Source organism: Zunongwangia atlantica 22II14-10F7 (genome assembly GCF_002094855.1).
GTDB classification, from domain to species: Bacteria; Bacteroidota; Bacteroidia; order Flavobacteriales; family Flavobacteriaceae; genus Zunongwangia; species Zunongwangia atlantica.
The window spans coordinates 76,908-95,605 of the sequence record NZ_ARYN01000004.1 but is presented as its reverse complement, the minus strand read 5'-3'; the positions used below and the strand labels follow the sequence as shown (position 1 = coordinate 95,605).

17 protein-coding genes and 1 riboswitch are annotated in these 18,698 nt (G+C 35.9%); of the genes, 8 read left to right on the top strand and 9 right to left on the bottom strand.

Going from position 1 to position 18,698, the window contains the following annotated elements; translation table 11 throughout:
- Positions 1–7 precede the first annotated feature (7 nt).
- The 7 genes from tsaD to IIF7_RS05275 all read left to right on the top strand — a co-directional run bounded on the left by tsaD (position 8) and on the right by IIF7_RS05275 (position 5,895).
- Positions 8–1,027, top strand: coding sequence for a tRNA (adenosine(37)-N6)-threonylcarbamoyltransferase complex transferase subunit TsaD (gene tsaD / locus IIF7_RS05305; RefSeq protein WP_245801542.1), 1,020 nt, complete (start codon positions 8–10; stop codon positions 1,025–1,027).
- Positions 1,028–1,029: 2 nt separating this feature from the next.
- Entirely contained in the window at positions 1,030–1,743 is a 714-nt protein-coding gene (locus IIF7_RS05300) for a 16S rRNA (uracil(1498)-N(3))-methyltransferase (RefSeq protein WP_084840641.1), read from the top strand.
- 5 nt (positions 1,744–1,748) lie between these two features.
- Entirely contained in the window at positions 1,749–2,396 is a 648-nt protein-coding gene (locus IIF7_RS05295; RefSeq protein ID WP_084840640.1) for a DUF4159 domain-containing protein, read from the top strand.
- A complete protein-coding gene (locus IIF7_RS05290; RefSeq protein ID WP_245801541.1) occupies positions 2,380–2,904 on the top strand; it encodes a TrmH family RNA methyltransferase in 525 nt (174 codons plus the stop codon). Before IIF7_RS05295 ends, IIF7_RS05290 begins: the two co-directional genes overlap by 17 nt.
- A gap of 24 nt (positions 2,905–2,928) precedes the next feature.
- Positions 2,929–4,017 carry an AI-2E family transporter gene (locus tag IIF7_RS05285; protein WP_084840639.1) on the top strand — a complete coding sequence of 363 codons (1,089 nt, stop codon included), beginning with the start codon at positions 2,929–2,931 and terminating at the stop codon, positions 4,015–4,017.
- Between the two features lie 10 nt (positions 4,018–4,027).
- Positions 4,028–5,203: a class I SAM-dependent methyltransferase gene (locus tag IIF7_RS05280; protein ID WP_084840638.1), complete on the top strand. Its 1,176-nt coding sequence runs from the start codon at positions 4,028–4,030 to the stop codon at positions 5,201–5,203.
- 65 nt (positions 5,204–5,268) lie between these two features.
- On the top strand, positions 5,269–5,895 hold the full coding sequence (locus tag IIF7_RS05275) for a hypothetical protein (RefSeq protein ID WP_084840637.1): 627 nt from the start codon (positions 5,269–5,271) through the stop codon (positions 5,893–5,895).
- Here the strand turns inward: IIF7_RS05275 and IIF7_RS05270 are convergent.
- The 5 genes from IIF7_RS05270 to IIF7_RS05250 form a co-directional block, all read right to left on the bottom strand.
- On the bottom strand, positions 5,892–7,166 hold the full coding sequence (locus IIF7_RS05270) for a phenylacetate--CoA ligase family protein (protein ID WP_084840636.1): 1,275 nt from the start codon (positions 7,164–7,166) through the stop codon (positions 5,892–5,894). The two genes, IIF7_RS05275 and IIF7_RS05270, sit on opposite strands and share 4 nt — an antisense overlap.
- The gene (locus IIF7_RS05265) at positions 7,167–8,822 is read right to left on the bottom strand and encodes a C45 family autoproteolytic acyltransferase/hydolase (protein WP_084840635.1); all 1,656 of its coding nucleotides are present in this window, start codon (positions 8,820–8,822) and stop codon (positions 7,167–7,169) included.
- A gap of 1 nt (position 8,823) precedes the next feature.
- On the bottom strand, positions 8,824–11,802 hold the full coding sequence (locus IIF7_RS05260; protein ID WP_084840634.1) for an MMPL family transporter: 2,979 nt from the start codon (positions 11,800–11,802) through the stop codon (positions 8,824–8,826).
- Positions 11,803–13,008 (bottom strand): DUF2062 domain-containing protein, encoded by a 1,206-nt coding sequence (locus tag IIF7_RS05255; RefSeq protein ID WP_084840633.1) that lies wholly within the window; start codon positions 13,006–13,008, stop codon positions 11,803–11,805.
- A 77-nt stretch (positions 13,009–13,085) separates the two neighbouring features.
- On the bottom strand, positions 13,086–13,451 hold the full coding sequence (locus tag IIF7_RS05250; protein WP_084840632.1) for a hydroxymyristoyl-ACP dehydratase: 366 nt from the start codon (positions 13,449–13,451) through the stop codon (positions 13,086–13,088).
- Between the two features lie 188 nt (positions 13,452–13,639).
- Positions 13,640–13,704: riboswitch (Fluoride riboswitch) on the top strand.
- Positions 13,705–13,741: 37 nt separating this feature from the next.
- Between IIF7_RS05250 and IIF7_RS05245 the strand changes: the two genes are divergently transcribed.
- Positions 13,742–15,061, top strand: a complete 1,320-nt coding sequence (locus IIF7_RS05245) for a voltage-gated chloride channel family protein (protein WP_084840631.1) — start codon at positions 13,742–13,744, stop codon at positions 15,059–15,061.
- A gap of 10 nt (positions 15,062–15,071) precedes the next feature.
- On the opposite strand, the gene IIF7_RS05240 is transcribed toward IIF7_RS05245, so the two are convergent.
- Genes IIF7_RS05240 through IIF7_RS05225 form a run of 4 tightly spaced genes read right to left on the bottom strand, consistent with a single transcriptional unit; the run spans position 15,072 to position 18,687 of the window.
- Positions 15,072–15,695 (bottom strand): LolA family protein, encoded by a 624-nt coding sequence (locus tag IIF7_RS05240; protein WP_176218899.1) that lies wholly within the window; start codon positions 15,693–15,695, stop codon positions 15,072–15,074.
- Positions 15,682–16,452, bottom strand: coding sequence for a polysaccharide deacetylase family protein (locus IIF7_RS05235; RefSeq protein WP_245801540.1), 771 nt, complete (start codon positions 16,450–16,452; stop codon positions 15,682–15,684). Before IIF7_RS05235 ends, IIF7_RS05240 begins: the two co-directional genes overlap by 14 nt.
- Positions 16,449–17,513: a beta-ketoacyl synthase chain length factor gene (locus IIF7_RS05230; protein ID WP_245801539.1), complete on the bottom strand. Its 1,065-nt coding sequence runs from the start codon at positions 17,511–17,513 to the stop codon at positions 16,449–16,451. The genes IIF7_RS05235 and IIF7_RS05230 overlap by 4 nt, the downstream gene beginning before the upstream one ends.
- A complete protein-coding gene (locus IIF7_RS05225) occupies positions 17,506–18,687 on the bottom strand; it encodes a beta-ketoacyl-[acyl-carrier-protein] synthase family protein (RefSeq protein WP_084840628.1) in 1,182 nt (393 codons plus the stop codon). The genes IIF7_RS05230 and IIF7_RS05225 overlap by 8 nt, the downstream gene beginning before the upstream one ends.
- Positions 18,688–18,698 lie beyond the last annotated feature (11 nt).

Here is an 18,698-nt window from a genome sequence, read left to right as displayed (position 1 = left end):
ACCGCAAATGGCTGAAGATATCTATATTTTAGGAATAGAATCCTCTTGTGACGACACTGCTGCTGCTGTACTTTGCAACGGCAAAATACTATCTAATATTGTAGCTACCCAAAAAGTACACCAACAATATGGTGGTGTTGTTCCAGAACTTGCTTCCAGAGCGCATCAACAAAATATTGTTCCTGTGATTCATCAAGCCATTGCGAAAGCAAATATCGGTAAAAAAGATATATCTGCAATCGCTTTTACAAGAGGTCCGGGACTTATGGGTTCTTTACTTGTTGGAACTTCTTTTGCCAAAAGTTTATCGATGGGCCTGGGGATTCCTCTTATCGAAGTAAATCACATGCAGGCGCATATTTTAGCGCATTTTATTGAAGAAGATAATTTTAAAAAGCCAGAGTTTCCTTTTCTGGCGATGACCATTAGTGGTGGCCATACTCAAATTGTGAAAGTGAATGATTATTTTACAATGGAAGTTATTGGCGAAACCATGGACGATGCCGTTGGAGAAGCTTTTGATAAGAGTGCCAAAATTCTTGGTTTACCTTATCCCGGCGGACCATTGATCGACAAATACGCCAAAGAAGGCGATCCAAAAGCTTTTAAATTTCCAAAACCAAAGGTTGGCGGACTAGATTTTAGTTTCAGCGGATTTAAAACAGCGGTGCTTTATTTTGTTGAAAAACAAACCAAAGAAGATCCAGATTTTATCGAAAAGAACCTTAAAGATATCTGCGCGTCTATCCAATATACCATTGTAGAAATATTAATGGATAAACTTAAAAAAGCGGTAAAGGAAACCGGTATTAAACAAGTTGCGATTGGCGGCGGAGTATCAGCGAATAGCGGCATTAGAAATGCGCTTTACGATGCCGAAAAAAGATACAAATGGCAGTGTTTTATCCCAAAATTTGAATATACTACAGATAACGCAGCCATGATCGCGATTGCAGGGCATTATAAATATATAAAACAGGAATTTTCAGATTTTTCTACAACCGCACAGGCACGATATAAAATTTAAGTATGCAGCTATTTTTTCAGCCAGATATCGACGAATCTACTCAGCAAATTATTTTCAGTAGAGAAGAAAGTAAGCATATCGTAAAGGTTTTACGCCGTACTGAAGGTGCTTTATTAAAGGTTACCAACGGTAAAGGTCTGTTGTTTACTGCTCAAATTATCACCGCAGATATTAAACAATGTGTCGCTAAAATTATTGATACTGAAAAAGAAGCACGACCAAATTACTGGTTACATTTGGCAGTAGCGCCTACAAAAATGAACGATCGTTATGAGTGGTTTTTAGAAAAAGCTACAGAAATTGGTATCGACGAAATCACCCCGGTGATCTGCGATCATTCTGAACGTAAAGTGGTAAAACTCGATCGTTACGAACGTGTGTTACAAAGCGCCATGAAACAGTCTTTGCATTTTAGAATGCCTAAATTAAACGAACCAGTAAGCTTTTCAGATTTTATAAATAAAAAAATTAATGCTGAAAAATTCATTGCACATTGCGAAGAAGACCAGCCAAGGATTTTGCTTCAAAATGCTGCTGCAGCATTAACCGATACCTTAATTTTAATTGGCCCTGAAGGTGATTTTTCTCCTGAAGAAATAAAACTGGCTTTAGAAAATGATTTTTCTCCGGTAAGCTTAGGCACAAGCCGTTTACGTACCGAAACTGCTGCCATTGTAGCCTGTCACACCATAAATCTAATCAACGAAACCGAATAAAATTTATGCTAAAAAAGTGCATTTTTATCTTCATTTTTAGTTTTGTGACTCAGCAGATTGCTGCGCAAAAGATCGCACTTTTAAAATATAATGGAGGTGGCGATTGGTATGCCAATCCTACCGCATTACCTAATCTAATCGATTTTTGTAATAAAAATATTGCTACCCGTTTAGATCAAAAACCGGTCACCGTAAATCCTGGTGGTCCAGAAATTTTTATGTATCCTTTTGTTCACATGACGGGTCACGGAAATGTGATCTTTTCTGAAAGCGAAGCCGAAAATTTAAGAAACTATCTTTTAGGTGGCGGTTTTTTACATATCGATGACAATTATGGAATGCGAGAATATTTAATTTCAGCTTTAAAAAAGGTTTTTCCTGAAAAAGAATTACAGGAATTACCTGCTTCTCACCCTATTTTTCATTCTGAATTTGAATTTAGCCAGGGATTGCCTAAAATCCACGAACATGATGCTAAGCGCCCACAGGCTTTTGGGATTTTTGATGAAGGTAGATTAGTTTTGCTCTTTACTTTTGAAAGTGATTTGGGAGACGGTTGGGAAAATGAAGAAGTTCATCACGATCCTGCAGAAGTACGATTAAAAGCCTTAAAAATGGGTGCCAATATTATCAAATATGCTTTTGAAAACTGATATGCAGCTTAATCATTCTCAAAATAAATTCAGTAATAAAAAATTTCCGGTAACGCTTATCCTGGATCATATCTCTGGAGAAGCTAATATTGGCAGTATCTTCAGATTAAGCGATGCTTTTCATGTTGAAGAGATCATTTTCTGCGGAATTGAGCCAAATTTAAATAGTAACCGACTAAAGAAAACTTCAAGAAGTACGCACGAATATGTCGATTTTCGATATTTGGAAAATTCAACAGCAATTGTTCAGCAAAAAAAGGCTGAAGGCTATAAAATAACAGCCCTCGAAATTACACAGAATAGCATTCCGCTTCAGAAACTACAATTACAAACTTCAGAAAAAATAGTGTTAATTGCCGGACACGAAAATTTTGGCATTTCAGAAGAAATCTTAGATCTATGCGACCAAACCGTTCACATACCTATGTTTGGAAATAACAGTAGCATGAATGTAGCGCAATCGATAGGAATTTCTCTTTACGAAATCACAAAAAGCTTGATTCCTTAATTTAGAAAATCCTATATTTAGCCTGTGAATGCTAAAGAACTTTCTTACGGACTTTTAAGAGCTGCGGGTATCGCTCTGGGAATCATGCTTTTGCTATTTTTCCTTTACGAAATCCAGTCGGTAATTGTTTATATAGCGGTTGCCGCGATTATCTCGCTAATTGGGCGACCGGTAGTTATATTTTTACGTCAACGTCTTAAAATCCCCAACCAAATCGCAGTAATTATTGTGTTATTACTGGTTTTGGCAATTTTTGTAGGGATTATTTTCGTTTTTGTTCCGATAGTTATAGAGCAAAGTCAGTATTTAGGTCGAATTGATATTGAAGCATTTAAAAGTGATCTTAACGATCTTAACGCTCAAATCAATGCATATTTGGGTGTCGAAGAGATTAATATTATAGAAAGTCTAAAGCAAAGTCAGTTTGTTCGCAGTCTCGATGTTAGCCTTATTCCTAAGTTTTTAAATAATGTCTTCGGAATTCTAGGTGCGACAATCGTTGCTTTATTTTCAGTAATTTTTATTTCATTTTTTCTTCTGAAAGACAGCAAATTAATGCTGAACAGTATTTTAGTATTCGCCAACCGCGGAAAAGAGCAAAAATTTGTTCGTGTTTTCAACAAAATTAAGATTCTTCTTTCCAGGTATTTTGTGGGATTAACTATGCAAATTACAGTCTTGTTCATTTTGTATATGATTTTACTTACTCTTTTTGAAGTAAACAATCCTGTAGCCATCGCATTTATTTGTGCTTTTTTAAATCTTGTTCCTTATTTGGGACCGGTTTTCGCAGGAATTTTGATGGCTTTATTTGTAATATCCAGTAATTTGGGAGCCGATTTTCAGGCAATTATTTTACCAAAATTAATCTATGTAATGCTTGGTTATGCGATTTGCCAGGTGATCGATAACCTTATTTCGCAACCCATGATATTTGGTGCTAGTGTAAAATCACATCCTTTAGAAATTTTCCTGATTATTCTTATTGCCGGACTGGTTTTTGGAATTGTGGGAATGGTTGTAGCGGTGCCGGTTTACACAGCCATAAAAGTAATTGCAAAAGAATCTTTAAGCGATTACAAGATCGTAAAAAGACTGACGAGAGATCTCTAATTTCAGCTTTATGAACACCGAACTTTTACAGCCCGAAGTTCAGGAATTTGTAGCGAAAAACTTAAATGCAGATGTTTCTGCTTTGGTTTTAAAAGGCAGTCCGTTTCCTAAAGTTACTGCTGCTGAACTTGCCACACAAATAGCCGGTAGAAAAACAGCTGAAAGAAAACTACCAGTTTGGTTCGAAAATCAGCATATTATTTATCCACCAAAATTAAATTTAGAGCAAACTTCCTCTCAAATCACTGCAGAATATAAAGCGTCTTTAGTTTCCGGAGAAAACCTGACAGATCTTACCGGCGGTTTTGGGATCGATAGTTATTTCTTCTCTAAAAATGTTGAGAACGTCTTTTACAACGAATTAAATAAGGATTTAGCTAAAATCGTTCAACACAATTATAAAGCACTAAAAATCGATAATATTGAAGTGAATTCTGGAGATGGTCTCGTATTTTTAGAAGCTACAGAAGTTAAATTCGATTGGATCTATTTAGATCCCGCCAGAAGGGACGATCATGGTGGTAAAGTTTTTCGGCTAGCAGATTGCACACCAGATGTTGTTGAAAATTTGCCATTATTATTCGAAAAATCAGATAATATTTTAATAAAGACTTCTCCTCTACTCGATTTAAAATTGGGTATTTCAGAACTGGATTTTGTAGCCGAAATTCATGTTGTTGCCGTAGAAAATGAGGTGAAAGAATTGCTTTGGGTTTTAAAGAAAGATAGCACTTCAGCAGTAAAGATTATTTCTAAAAACTTCAGCAAAAAAGAAAACCAGACTTTTGAAACCGTTCTAAATGAAAGTCTGGATACAGCATTCAGTCTCCCTAAAGATTACCTTTATGAGCCTAATGCTGCAATCATGAAAACTCAGCTTTTTGGGCAACTGGCAGAAGATTTTAAGATAAAAAAACTTCATCAAAACTCTCATTTATTTACTTCAGAAAATAATTTAGATTTCCCAGGAAGAAAATTCAAGATAACTGATATACTTGCTTTTGGATCTAAAGAACTAAAGAAAAAATTTAAGTCAAAAAAAGCCAATATCAGTACTCGCAATTTCCCCGTTGATGTAGAAAATATTCGTAAAAAATTAAAAATTAAAGACGGCGGTAAGGATTATTTATTCTTCACTACAAATCTTAAAGAAGAGAAGATCGTATTGGTTTGTGAGAAAGTATAAAGAAGAAAATCCAAAAATTAACGCAACCTTTTTCTTTCTTTATCATCTAACTTAAAACCAATAAGATGAAAATAAAATTACTCTTTCTGTTTTTAGCCCTAACAGTTTCTACTTATGCTCAAAAACCTGCTGTACGCATATTTTATGGGTTTTCTGACGCTGAATTTTTGCATTCAGATGAAATAGATGGCAGTTCGAACGACGAAGTTAAAAACTATTACGAGCTAGGAGCGGAAATTTCTATTCCATTAAACACTAAGTTTAGTTTAATTACTGGAGTGACATTTTCCAAATTGAAAACCTCGGGGTTTTATGAAGCACTTTACTCTTATAATGCAAGCGTTTTTAATGACACTAAGGCTTTGAATTCTGTTTTGCCAGTCGAGCCATATCAAGAAAAACAATTGGATTTACTTTCCATTCCTATTCTTCTGGAATTTAAATTTTGGAACTATTTTTTCCTAAATGCCGGTCCAGTTTTAAGTTTTGAACTAAACGATCCAGATATTGAATACTCTCAAAACGGAATTGGCTATAATTTAGGCTTTGGCGGTCAATATAATTTTGGAGACTTCTTTGTTTTTGCCAATCCGTATTTTAAACAATTTGGCACTATAGACTTTAAAGATGAAATGCTAGATTACAATTTAAGTCAGTTTGGAGCGCATGTAGGGATTGGTTATCAATTTTAGATCGATCGCAGATCATGGAAAATAATTGGCTTTCTGCTTTCTTTCGGAAATTTTTTCTGAAATAAAGCTGAAGCCGATATTTGCTGAATTTCAAGCTTAATTTGTAATTGGTCTCGTAATTTTAATTGAATTTCCAAAGGACTTAATTTAACTTCCTCTGAAATTTTCAAGATCACTAGATCATTGCCAAATTCATCATTTTTGGCTTCAATAATATAATCTGAAATTTCTAACGCATTCATCGCTTCCTGAATATGTTGTGGATAAAGCGAAGTGCCTTTTATTTTCAGCATCTGCTTTTTACGGCCAATTACAGCACCAATCCTGGCGGAACTTCTACCGCAATTGCAGTTTCCTTCAATTTTCATGAGCATATCTCCTGTAGCATACCGAATTAAAGGCATACTTTCTACCTGCAGCGGAGTAACCACCAACTCTCCTACTTCACCATTTTCAACTGGATTCCCAGATTCATCAAGGATTTCAGTATAGATAAGATTCGGCAAAATATGATTGCCTTTATGTAATTCACATTCTGTAAAGGCTGTAGCCATTTCAGTAGAAGCATAAGTTGAAAACAGCTCTATTTCCCATAATTCCCGGATTCTTTTTCGTAAAGCCGAATCTTCCAAATTTTCATTCAGCAATGATTCACCAATACAAATCACACCTTTTACAGAAGAGTTCTTATAATCGATATTATTTTGCCGGGCATAATCGATTAGTTTCAATAAAAATGAAGGTACGGCAACCAAAAATTTCGGCTTAAAACGCTGAATGCTGTCCCATTGCAAACCGGGCAATCCGCTGCCGGTTCTTATCACCCCGGCGCCAAGTTTTCGTAAACCTAAATAATAGGCCATCCCGGCCATAAATCTGCGATCTAGCGTAGTTGTGATTTGCACCACATCATTTTTGGTTACTCCGGCGATCTTAAAAGATTCGTATTCGTTATAGGTTAAACGCTGTAAATCGGCTTCATTAAGCATAAAATTTACCGGATTCCCTAAAGTTCCAGACGTAGTTACATGATCTATAACCTCTGTATAATCTACCGCTAAAAAATCTAAATTATGAAGTTGAAGATCTTCTTTAGCCGTAATCGGAATTTGACGAAAATCGGTTTCATTTTTTATTGCTGAAATATCGATCGCATTCTCTTTAAAAATCTGCTTGTAAAATGGCGAATTTTGGTAAGCATAATTCAGGTGCTGTTTTACCAATTGCCACTGTTCTTGTTGCGATATTTCTGGAGAAAGAAAGTCTTTCATTTAAAGTTTTCTATACGATTTTTTCAGTAATTTCTTAAGATGCTCTTTTTCTGGTAGCGTTGATATTTCACGGCGCAAGGCCTGCTTAAAATCGATAATGGCTTTTTTATAATTGCCCTCGCGATAGTAATATTGCCCACTTAAATAATAAGCCTGCCAAAAATAAGGATTTAACTGCTTTAAAGCTTCGGCATCATCAGGATTTATTGGATTTTCATGTTTTAAATCCTGAACAAAGCTTTCCCTTATTTTTCGATATTCTTCGTAATTTTTATAGTTTTTTGTTTGTAAAAAGTCGGATTCAGGAATTACTTCTTCAGCATTCATCACACTTCCGCTCACATTTCCTTTTTCAAATTCAGCAAAAACATTTTCCAGATCGTAGGAAATAAAAGCTCCCATTTGATACGGATTTGCAGATAACCAGACTTTCTTTTCTTCAGGCTTAAAAACGATGCCGTGATGCGCTAATAATTGATTGATCGCTTTTTCATTTCCGTAGCCAATGTTTTCTCCATTTAATCCTCTTCTATTTCGTAGAATTTCAACAGCTTTTTTCGGTGTCAATTTATCGGCTTCAGAAACCAATTGAGTCATTCGCTCATAACGATATTGTGTATGACTTTCTTTAATGGTTTTTTGATTTCGTTTATCATCCTGATATGCCGAACTCTGAAAGTGATTGCTGCAAATTAACTGATCTGAGTTCTCTACTTTATAAACTCCGAAGTTTTTTGGGCTGACTTCAATTAGAATCGCTTTATGATCCTTGGCGCTTCCTATCATAATCGATTCTGAAACAAAAACCTCTCTCTTTCTCGCAATTTCGATCGCATCTTCTAAATTAGACGCATGCTGTAGAATCTCTCTTGAAACCAACGTAATTGGATCTTTAGCCAACATCGGGATCTTAGATTTTCCGGCATTTATGGTCACTGTAATTCCTTCTTCGTTCATTCCGCTAACCGCACCAATCATCCCGCCCCAAGTGTACATCATAAACTTATGTCCGTCGTCCGGATTTACAAAAGCTACCATTTTTTGATTGGAAAATTCGTCTCCAGCATAAAAATCGAAATTTCGACCTAAAAGCAACTCTCCATCTGCTGTTTTATCATCCCAGGCAGCAAAACTTGTACAGCCTACTAGCATTAGATCCTGCAAGGCGTGGCCAATATCGTGCGCCCCGTGGAAATACAACATTCGCAAATAAGCCGGCGCAAATTCATCGTATTTTGTGAGTCCGAATCTCGAAACTCCGTAAATTTCCTGTTTATACTCTTCAGGAACATACAAATACATTTTACGATTAAACCAGGAAACAAGTTTTTTCAGGAAATTTCTATATCCTTCAGAAGGAACCATTTCGTTGATCTTTCCCATAAAAGCATTCTCCTGATGATGAATTAGATCCTGAGTTAAAGCTCCGTTCGCCAAACCGAGTTCCAATGCATCTCCTTCAATATAAAGTTCCCAAACACCGTATTTATTCTGAAATAGATTGTTTTTTCCTAAGGAAAAATGAGTATCGCTAATTTTTGTACGAACGGTATCAACTTCAGAAATTCCGGCAACATTGGGCAAATCCTGATAAGATTTTTTAATTCCGCAGGAAGAAAGAAAAACTAAGCTAAAAAGGACGAAAAACTTCTTCATGCTATTCTTTTTCAAACACTAAAATTCCGCTTTGGCGATAGGTGATTTCAAAATTCGCATCCAATAACCATTGCGTTTTTAGGGCTTTGTGAAGTACAATTACCTTTTTCCCAAATTTGTTGATCACCTGTTTAATTTCATCTAAATCATTTATTTCACGATCTGGAATGATAAAAGTAGAACAGGTCTTAGCAGCATCAATTGCAGTAGCAAAATGTAAATTTTCATGTTTACTACGGAAACAATTTTTGGCGATTTCAATAGATTCTGAAGTTTCGTAACCCGTGATATTTGAATTCGGATTGATATAACTTAAATAAATCGGAAACACCCCAATTCCCGAATAGAAAAAGAACACACACTCCCCTTTTTCAATAAAATTAGAAACACGTAAATAGGGTTCTTTTTTTTCAGTAAACTCAGCTTTCGCTTCACTGTAAACCGGCTTATATCGATAATTATCCAACACCGCATCCTGATAATAAAGATCCTGTTTGTAATAAATTTTATTCCGAATAAAACTACCAATTCGGCTAAATCTAAACGGTGGCAAAGCCTTTTTACGCCGATTAATAAACAATACGTTAAACAACCAAACCTGAAGCACAAATGCCACTAAAACCGCAGAAAACACACCAATTATCGAAACACTGGAAACCGATCGCAATGCCGGATGTTTTGCAAAGATCAAAGCACCTATTCCCAGTAAGGTAGTGATCACAGAGATCAAGATCGATGTTTGGTAAGTTTTAAGCTCGCTCTTACCGGTTTGATATTCTTTAAGACAAGCGTTGGTGATAAAAATGCTATAATCTAAGCCTAAACCAAAAACAAAGGTCGAAATAATAATATTCAGAATGTTGAATTCGATCGCCAAAGCGCCCATTATTCCCAGCGCAATTATCCAGGTAATCCCTATCGGTAAAAGCGTTAAAAGACTAATTTCTAAATTCTGATAAGAAATTAAAAGGATAACAAAAACGGCCAAAATCGATAAACCAATAAGCTGATTAAAATCGTTCTTTAAATTACCCAAAAATCCCTCGTTAATTCGCTCGCGATCGATGATCAAAGTATTATCGAGATTATCGAATGCTGCTGTAAATTCCTGCGATGGCAATTCTCCCAAATTTACCGTAGTGGTCACCGTTGCAAAATCTTCACTTATCGAAATAAAGTCATTCAAATAAAGATTCGTGGTGTTTTGATAATCCTCTAATTGTAGATTTTCAAAGTCTTTATCCAATAATTCGTAAAAATCATGAAAACTTTCTGGCTTAAAGCCATATTGGGCAGATTCTGATAGGATTTTATTTTTAATTGCTGAAGTATCTTTAGAATTCCAGAAATCTTTCCATTTCTGAATCTTCTGGTTTTGTGTTTGAGTAGATAACACCACACCACCAATGCTACTGTATGAGTTTAACTCCGATTTTTGGTTAACAGATTTTAAATTTTGATAAACTTTTGAATTTTCCAGAAGCGCCTGGTCGATAGAATTTCCGTAGCTAACCAAATACAAGGTTTTACCGTTACTATTGGCGATATTTTGTATTTTTTGTTCGGCTTTTTTAATCGCTTCAGGCTGAAAATTGATCTTGCTTAGATCATTATTGAAGTTCACTTTCGTGAAAAAAAACAGTCCGAAAACAAACAATATCACCACACTAAAAAACAGCGGTTTAATTTTAAAGAAATGAACACCCGCCAGCCTATCCAAAAAAGTATTTTTAGGCGTTTCTCCAATTCGTCTTCCGTAGAGAATAGGAATAAGTAATAATGCCAGAAAAGCAGCAATAATCACACTAATTGCGGCAAACATCCCTAAATCGTTTAGCGCTTCACTATTTACAAATAACAGGCATAAAAAAGCAATTGCCGTTGTGAAACTGCTCATTAAAACCGGTCTTGTAAGCTCTTTATAAAGCTGAAAAACATCGTGATTATTACGATAATGCGTTAGAATATGCAATCCATAATCGAGTGTGATTCCCAGTAAGATCGAACCAATCCCAATCGATATCGCAGAAATACTTCCTTTAAAAATATATAATATCGCTATTGCAGTAACTGCTGCTATGATTCCGGGGATAAAAAGTATTAGCGGAACATAAATTTTGCGGTAAAAAAAGATGAGTAAAATCAACAATATCGATATGGCGATACTAATCGTGATCTGTACATCTTTTTTAATCTGATTGGCGTTGGCTAGTGAATATAAAACTCCGCCAAAAAAGTCACCTTCAACCGTATTGAATTCAGTATTTAATTGCTGCTGAATTTCTCTAAGATCGGCTATAAACTGGTTATTTTTATTGGTTTCTGAAGCCGGTAAAGTTGGCGTAATAAAAAGTAGCAGGTGCTTTTTATCTTTAGTGAGCAAATAATTATTGTACAGCAAATAATTATCGCCAATCTGAAGTTCTCGCAATTTTTCGAGTCCGATTGGTCCTAAACTAAGTGGATCCTGAAAAATAAAGTTTTTGGTAACGATCCCGGTTGGAGAAATTATGCTTCGGTAATCTTCTTTAATTTGCTTTGAAATTGCAGAATCTGAAAGTTTTTTTTCAATTTCAGCATAATCGGCTTCATTCAAAAATAAAGGTAAATTCTGATAAACGAAATTATAAATTTCACGCACCCCTTCATCGGCAATTTTACCTTCAATATTTTCAACAAAATTGGGTAATTTGGTGTTTACAGAATCTATAAATCGCTCAGCATAGGAAATTAGTTCCTGCGGCTGCTCTTCTTCCGAAGAAATCGTAACGACAATTTTATCTGAAAATTCGGTTTCCTTTAAAATCCGTTTTAGAACATCCTGATCTTTCCCAGAAGGGATTAATCCGGTAACATCTTCCTCTAATTCAACCTTTGAAGCTAAAAATCCAACTCCCGCAACAAATGCTAATAATAGCAATATTCCCGGCAATTTATTCTGCTGAAAAAAATGGTAAGATTTTAAAAAGAATTGATGCATTTAGGATTTGATGATCTGCTTTTTATTCAGAACCGAAAATAACAAATAAAACACAATCCAAACCAGTATTGACGCACTAATTGCCAGAATCAAACTCCCTAAAATGTATTGCCCCAATCCAAGAAAAACATCTGTTGTAGAGCTAATGCTTTGTAGTTTTAACGTCCAATCCCAACCTTCGCCCATAACCAGTGAACCTATCTGGAAACTTAAGTAAACGATGACCGGAATAAAAGGCGGTATACTTATATTCGAGAATAGAAAGGCTGTAACCTTATTTACTTTTAAAAGTGCAGCCAAAACGAAAACCAGAAAAGTATGTATTCCCCAGAATGGCGATAAGCCCACAAAAATACCAATAGCAATAGCTGTGGCTTTTTTCGCCGGACTATCACTACTCTTTAAAATATCTTCTTTCCAGAATTTCTTAAAGCCCTTTTGTTTAAAATCGCGATATTTATTGCGAGGATGAATCCACAAAAAACTTACCAGCACAAACCACATGTATAACAAAACGATCCTTACAATATCCCAAAACGGGCGGAAATGGCTTACACGATTCTTTTCGTCATAAAGTACTTTTATCGGTACATTTTTCACATCGATCTTACGCCAAGTGGCTTTAACGATGGTTTCAATTTCAAACTCGAACTTCCAGGTATAAAAAGTAATGGAATTCATCACTTTTAATGGATATAAACGATATCCACTTTGGGTATCATGAAGCTGAAATCCTGTAACCACGAGATACCAATAGCTGGAAAAATCATTTCCGGTAGCGCTTACGCCGGGAACACCATCGCTTCCCATATTTCGATCTCCAATAAGTAAGACTTCTTTATCTTCAGGCTTTCGCTTTTCTAATTCAGATAAGAAAACATCAAGATCATCTGGATAATGCTGCCCATCTGAATCTATGGTAATCACATAATCGTAACCCAGTTCCTCGGCGATCTTAAAACCTTTTTTAAGCGCCTGGCCCTTTCCTTTATTTTTACTGAAATTACGGACTTCAATTTGCTGGAAGTTCTGAAGAATTTGTTTGGTACTATCGGTACTTCCGTCATTTAAAACAAGGATCTGATCTGTGTACACCAAAAGATCCTCTAATACTGAAGCTAAAGTACCTTCATTATTATAAGTAGGAACTAAAACACAGCAATTTAAAGCTTTAAATCGGTTTTGATAGATACCGGAAGTTTCCAAGTCTCAAATTTTTGTGCTGCAAAAATATCAAATATTAGCACCTTCGCATAAGAATATGCAAATAAGAAAATCGAATTTTAAACAACTTTATATAAAGCGCTGAATTTTAAAGCTAAAGCTTCATTTTGTCTTGCAACGCCACGTACTTTTATTAAATCATCCTCCACGCTAATTTTAGACTCTAAAACCAGATGATCGCAAGTATTAGGATCTACAACGGCCATAAATTTTACATTACTGGCATTTTGCAGCGCCAAGCTTTTACCTGTTCTACGCTCTGCCTCTTCCTTAAATAATTGCATTAAAATAACTCCCGGAGTTACCGGTCTGTCAGGAAAATGTCCTGCATACAAAGGATGTGTTTTCTCTATAGAAATTTTGGTGGTAAATGTATCTTCCTGTTCTGAAGATTCTAAGACCGTATAAAAATCTTTAAGCAGCATAAAGGGGATTTGAAAAGGCAAAATACATAAATAAGATGAATATCATAATTTTTTATCTAATATTCAATGTTTCATTGGCACCGCCAAAGGCTATGATATCCCGAGGCTTGCCTAAAGGTGTTTTACTATAAGACTTTTTAAAAATGATGAAAAAATTGCCACTTTTTCCATTTTAGCTATCTTTGCTAAAGAAATACGGCAATGAGGTCTGCCTTAAACCGTTCCACCTGGAGCTAATGACATCTACCTTTAATGGCTTATGCCAGTGTAGTATCATTAATTTAAGGCAAATGGATAAAACAAAAATCAAAAACTTTCTTTTCTCATTTCAATTCTTACCCTCTTTAGTTTATTTAGGGAAATGGATATTGATCTGCTTGGTGTTAGGTGCCGTAGCAGGTAGTATTTCTGCTTTTTTCTTGTGGAGTTTGAATTGGGCTACAGATTGGCGTGAATCTCATCTTTGGATCATTGCTTTACTTCCGGTTGGAGGTTTTATAGTTGGTCTTTCTTATCATTTATATGGTAATAGTGTTGTTAAAGGAAATAATCTTTTATTAGAGGAATTTCATTCTCCTAAAAAGATCATTCCATTTAGAATGGCACCTTTAGTTCTTTTTGGTACTGTTGTAACTCACTTTTTTGGTGGATCTGCTGGTCGTGAAGGTACCGCCGTACAAATTGGTGGTGCAGTCGCAGATCGCTTTACGGGTATTCTAAAATTATCAAAAAGAGATCGAAGAATTGTATTGATCGCTGGTATAAGTGCTGGATTTGCTTCAGTTTTTGGAACTCCTTTAGCCGGTGGTATTTTTGCTTTAGAGGTACTTATTTTAGGCCGAATTCGTTTGGATGCTATTATCCCAAGTTTTATGGCAGCCGTTTTTGCAAATTACTTCTGTGAAATTTGGGGAATCGCGCATACGCATTATCATATCGAATCTATCGTCGAAATGACTCCCATAAATCTCCTATGGTCACTTTTAGCCGGGATTCTTTTTGGACTTGCAGCGATGTTGTTTTCTAAATCGACTCATTTTTGGAGCAGCCTATTTAAAAATAAAATTAACTATCCTCCGCTTCGACCAGTTATTGGCGGAGTTGTAATTGCCCTTGCGGTATATTGCATTGGCACCACAAAATATATAGGACTGGGAGTTCCTACCATTGTTGACGCATTTAATATCGATCTAAATTCTTATGATTTCCTGGTAAAGATCTTATTTACTTCATTTACACTAGGAGCCGGATTTAAAGGTGGTGAAGTAACTCCGCTATTTTATATAGGAGCAACTTTAGGCAATGCGTTAATTTGGTTTATTCCGTTACCAATGGATCTTTTGGCCGGGATGGGATTTGTAGCGGTATTTGCCGGTGCGACCAATACACCAATTGCCTGCACCATTATGGGAATCGAACTTTTTGGGATAGAATCTGGTGTTTTTATTGCAATTGCCTGTTCTACGGCTTACTTATTTTCTGGACATTCTGGTGTATATTCTTCTCAAATTATTGGAAGTCCCAAGACAGATTCATTTGCAACAGAAAAAGGCTTAAGTCTATCTGAAATCGAACCTAATCGTGCAAAGAAAGAAAGTGAAGCTAAATAAAGTATAAGAATTAAGGTTGAAAAACCGAAGCTTTAATAGGTGTATTCATTTTCCAGTTCTTAAAACTAATTAGCGTATAATCCTCTCCAGATTCCTGAAGTTTCACGGATTGCAGCATTTTGTCTTCAGAAAAACTCATAATCACTTTTTCAAACATATCGGCCATGCTCTTATCTTTTGGTGTTATTACCGCTTCTACATGATGCTTTTTCTTCTGATATTCAACATCAAAATTCGCATCATCCTTTAATAATTTTCCGTTAAGACTTCCAGTAATAAGATCACCAAGTTTCGCAAAAAGTTTATTAGCCGTCATATCCTGCTTGCTTTTTTGGCCATCGTCATCGATATAAATAAAATTGTTTTTGAAAAGTAAAGAATATGGATATGGCTTGGTATATTCCCATTTTATAACATCTGGAGATTGATAATAAATCCGACCATAAGAAGTTGTCTCGACATCCAACATTTTAATGACTTTGGTTTGCTCGAACTCACCATAAAGACTTTTGGCCGATTCCATCTTCTCTGTAAGTTGTGATGCTGAAGATTTTAAACTTACACTGGTAAAATTATTCTGCTGAGCAAACATTCCTAAGCTCCAGAAAAACAGGATAAAACTAAATATACGCATGGATTCTAAATAATTGGTCTGGCCGTATTGCCTGATATTCATTCGCTTGTAGATGCATCAATAATTGTTCCAATATACGAGCTGTTTGCTCCTTATTATCATGAAGTAAAATTACATCTCCCGGCTTCAATTTTCGCTTTACCCGGTTAAGAATCTTAGTTTCATCATTTAAAATTGCATCGTAAGTTCTCATATTCCAACCAATCACACGATGTCCAGTTTTTTGTAAAGCACGTTTTGTTTTTGGATTAATAATCCCGAACGGAGGCCTAAAGAAATTCAGTTTTAAACCACTAATATCGTTCGCTATAATATCACAGGCATCAATTTCTCTTGCAAGACTTTTTGAAGAAAGAAAGCCCATTTTTCGAGTATGGGAATAGGTATGATTCCCAATAATATGTCCTCTTTCAATAATCTGTTTAACAATTTTCGGATACTTTTCCATTTGAGTTCCAATACAGAAAAAGCAGGCTTTTGCATCATATTTATCTAGTAGATCCAAAATCTTTGGAGTAACCTCTGTTGGGCCATCATCAAAAGTTAAGCAGACTTCCTTTTTTGGATGATTTTTTTGATGATGAAATCCTTTTACGAAGACGTTCCACCTGATATTGGTCGAAATTGTGATCAAAAATATAGGATATAAAATCGCTAATATCGCCACAGGCCAAAGTACTAAGCCATTTATGCCGCAATACATCGCAAAAGCGATTAAAAAGATCCAGATAAAGAAATTTAGAATGCGGAATTTCAAAGACTTCGAAGCAAGGTTAAACTGTGATTTTTCCCAAGATACTGATTATAAATTAAAATCGATTTTGGTTGTTTTACGTCCAAATTATTCAATTTTAATTGCTGCGGAATTTCATTTCTTTTCAAGATTTCAGCGCCCAGCCAGCAAGCATAAGCCGTTACCGTATTATAATCGCCCACCCAGTTTTTATAGCCTAACTGAAGCGTATTTTTAAATATCGTATCCTGAAGTTGATGATAATAATGATCGAATCTTTTATCACCGTTGTTTCCTAAGATCACGGCATCCAAATCTTCAGGTTTTAGATCGTTTTTCTTTAAAAACCAGCTGATTTCTTCCTGAAGCTTTTCTTCTGAAATTTCCCTATAAATCATACAATCTGAAATTTCAGCAAAAGAATCCTGAGTTCTAATTTCTGAAAGTAAAAAGAATGCAGCACCTTCTGAAGTTATCGTTCCGCCAGACTCAGATTGTAGAATTTGAGTAGTATTTATTTCACCGGCTTTCAATTGCCCGTCCAGATTATAAAAAGGCGTACTTGTTTTGGCCAGTTCATCTACACCACCAACCAAAATACAGCGCGTATCTGGATCTTCAGCAAATTGAAGTTTGGCATCGATCAAAGCCGACTCGAACGAAACGCTATTTTGCGTATACGTCATATTATAACCGGTGCACTTTAGATCGAGTGCAATTTGGCCGCCAACCGTATTATGGGTACTCTGGATAAAAGCCGTTGGCGTTAAAAAACTTTCATTTTCGTCTAGAATATTCTCCAAAAACTTTTCGGTATCCTGCTTACAACCTTCACCAGTTCCCACGATAATACTATCGGGCACTTCTACCCCAGCCTCATTTAAAGCTTGCTTGGCTGCCACCAATCCCATTTTTATAGCCTTCGACATTCGGCGAAGCATCATGGGTTTGATATACTCTTTATAATTCACAATAGTTGCAGGAAATATATTTTGCTGAAAAGACTTCAAATCTCCTGCAAACAGATCTTCCTCAGTTTGTGCAGCTATACTTGCCATCCCATTGATGTACATTTTTCTATCCATTTTTGCTGAATATTAAAGAGGTACAATTTCCGCCGAAACCAAAAGAATTTGATAAAACATGATCGATTTTAGCCGATTTCAACTCGGTTGCAGGTTCTAACTTTGTCTCGTTTATTACCGATTCAAAATTAAGATTGGGATAAATTTGCTGATGTTTTATAGCCAGTAAACTAAACACCGCCTCAATCCCTCCGGCGGCTGCAAGTGTATGCCCGGTAAAAGATTTGGTACTGCTGAATGCCGGCATTTCTTTAAAAGTGCGAATTAAAGCTCTACTTTCAGAAAGGTCGTTATTTTGTGTTGCCGTACCGTGTGCGTTAATATAATCGATTTGATGCGGATTCAATTTTGCGGTTTTTAAAGCCTTTTGCATTGCCAGGTATGCACCTTCGCCATTTTCTGATGATGCGGTTTGATGGAATGCATCGTTCGCATTTCCGTAACCGGAAACATAAGCTAAAATTTCTTTATTTTCAGCTAATTCAGCCGATTCTAAAACTAAATATGCAGCAGCTTCGCCAAGATTTAATCCTTTTCTTTCAGCATCAAAAGGTTTTGGAAAATCTTCAGAATAGATCATTAAAGAATTAAAACCATTCAGCGTAAAACGAGAAAGACAATCTGTACCGCCAACGACCACACGATCTAATCTCCCAGATTTGATCAACCTGGCGCCCATCATAATCGCATTAGCCGCAGACGAACATGCTGTACTAATCGTAGTTACATAATTATTGATCCCAAAATACCCTGCAATTTGCTCGGTTGTAAAACCCGGGTGCTGCGCCTGAATAAATCTACGATTGGTTTCATCGTTTTCGTATTCACGATAAAAACGCTCGGTCATATCCATCCCGCCAACACTAGTCCCATTCACAAAGCCAATATTCGTAAAATCCTTGATTTTAGCGTTTTTAACAGCTTCTTTTAAAGCTATAGTTCCCAATAGAGCCGCACGCGTGAATGCGTGACTTTCATCTAAATTCAAGCTTTTAGCAAGATTTGTATTTGTAGCTTTAATCTCGCCAATAGGTAATTTTTGATGAATCGTTTCTAGAATTTCAGGAGTCGAAAGTCCGTGTTTTCCATGAATAAGCGAGCTGTGATTTTCTTCAAGATCTTTTCCTATGGCAGAAAAAATACCCATTCCGGTTACAGCTACGCTCCTACTCATAAATAAGTTTT

What these genes read in the sequence shown, in the direction of transcription:
- tsaD (WP_245801542.1), top strand. Translation starts at nt 8, where the DNA reads ATGGCTGAAGATATCTATATTTTAGGAATAGAATCCTCTTGTGACGAC.
- IIF7_RS05300 (WP_084840641.1), top strand. Translation starts at nt 1,030, where the DNA reads ATGCAGCTATTTTTTCAGCCAGATATCGACGAATCTACTCAGCAAATT.
- IIF7_RS05295 (WP_084840640.1), top strand. Translation starts at nt 1,749, where the DNA reads ATGCTAAAAAAGTGCATTTTTATCTTCATTTTTAGTTTTGTGACTCAG.
- IIF7_RS05290 (WP_245801541.1), top strand. Translation starts at nt 2,380, where the DNA reads ATGCTTTTGAAAACTGATATGCAGCTTAATCATTCTCAAAATAAATTC.
- IIF7_RS05280 (WP_084840638.1), top strand. Translation starts at nt 4,028, where the DNA reads ATGAACACCGAACTTTTACAGCCCGAAGTTCAGGAATTTGTAGCGAAA.
- IIF7_RS05275 (WP_084840637.1), top strand. Translation starts at nt 5,269, where the DNA reads ATGAAAATAAAATTACTCTTTCTGTTTTTAGCCCTAACAGTTTCTACT.
- IIF7_RS05270 (WP_084840636.1), bottom strand. Translation starts at nt 7,166, where the DNA reads ATGAAAGACTTTCTTTCTCCAGAAATATCGCAACAAGAACAGTGGCAA.
- IIF7_RS05265 (WP_084840635.1), bottom strand. Translation starts at nt 8,822, where the DNA reads ATGAAGAAGTTTTTCGTCCTTTTTAGCTTAGTTTTTCTTTCTTCCTGC.
- IIF7_RS05260 (WP_084840634.1), bottom strand. Translation starts at nt 11,802, where the DNA reads ATGCATCAATTCTTTTTAAAATCTTACCATTTTTTTCAGCAGAATAAA.
- IIF7_RS05250 (WP_084840632.1), bottom strand. Translation starts at nt 13,451, where the DNA reads ATGCTGCTTAAAGATTTTTATACGGTCTTAGAATCTTCAGAACAGGAA.
- IIF7_RS05245 (WP_084840631.1), top strand. Translation starts at nt 13,742, where the DNA reads ATGGATAAAACAAAAATCAAAAACTTTCTTTTCTCATTTCAATTCTTA.
- IIF7_RS05240 (WP_176218899.1), bottom strand. Translation starts at nt 15,695, where the DNA reads ATGCGTATATTTAGTTTTATCCTGTTTTTCTGGAGCTTAGGAATGTTT.
- IIF7_RS05230 (WP_245801539.1), bottom strand. Translation starts at nt 17,513, where the DNA reads ATGGATAGAAAAATGTACATCAATGGGATGGCAAGTATAGCTGCACAA.
- IIF7_RS05225 (WP_084840628.1), bottom strand. Translation starts at nt 18,687, where the DNA reads ATGAGTAGGAGCGTAGCTGTAACCGGAATGGGTATTTTTTCTGCCATA.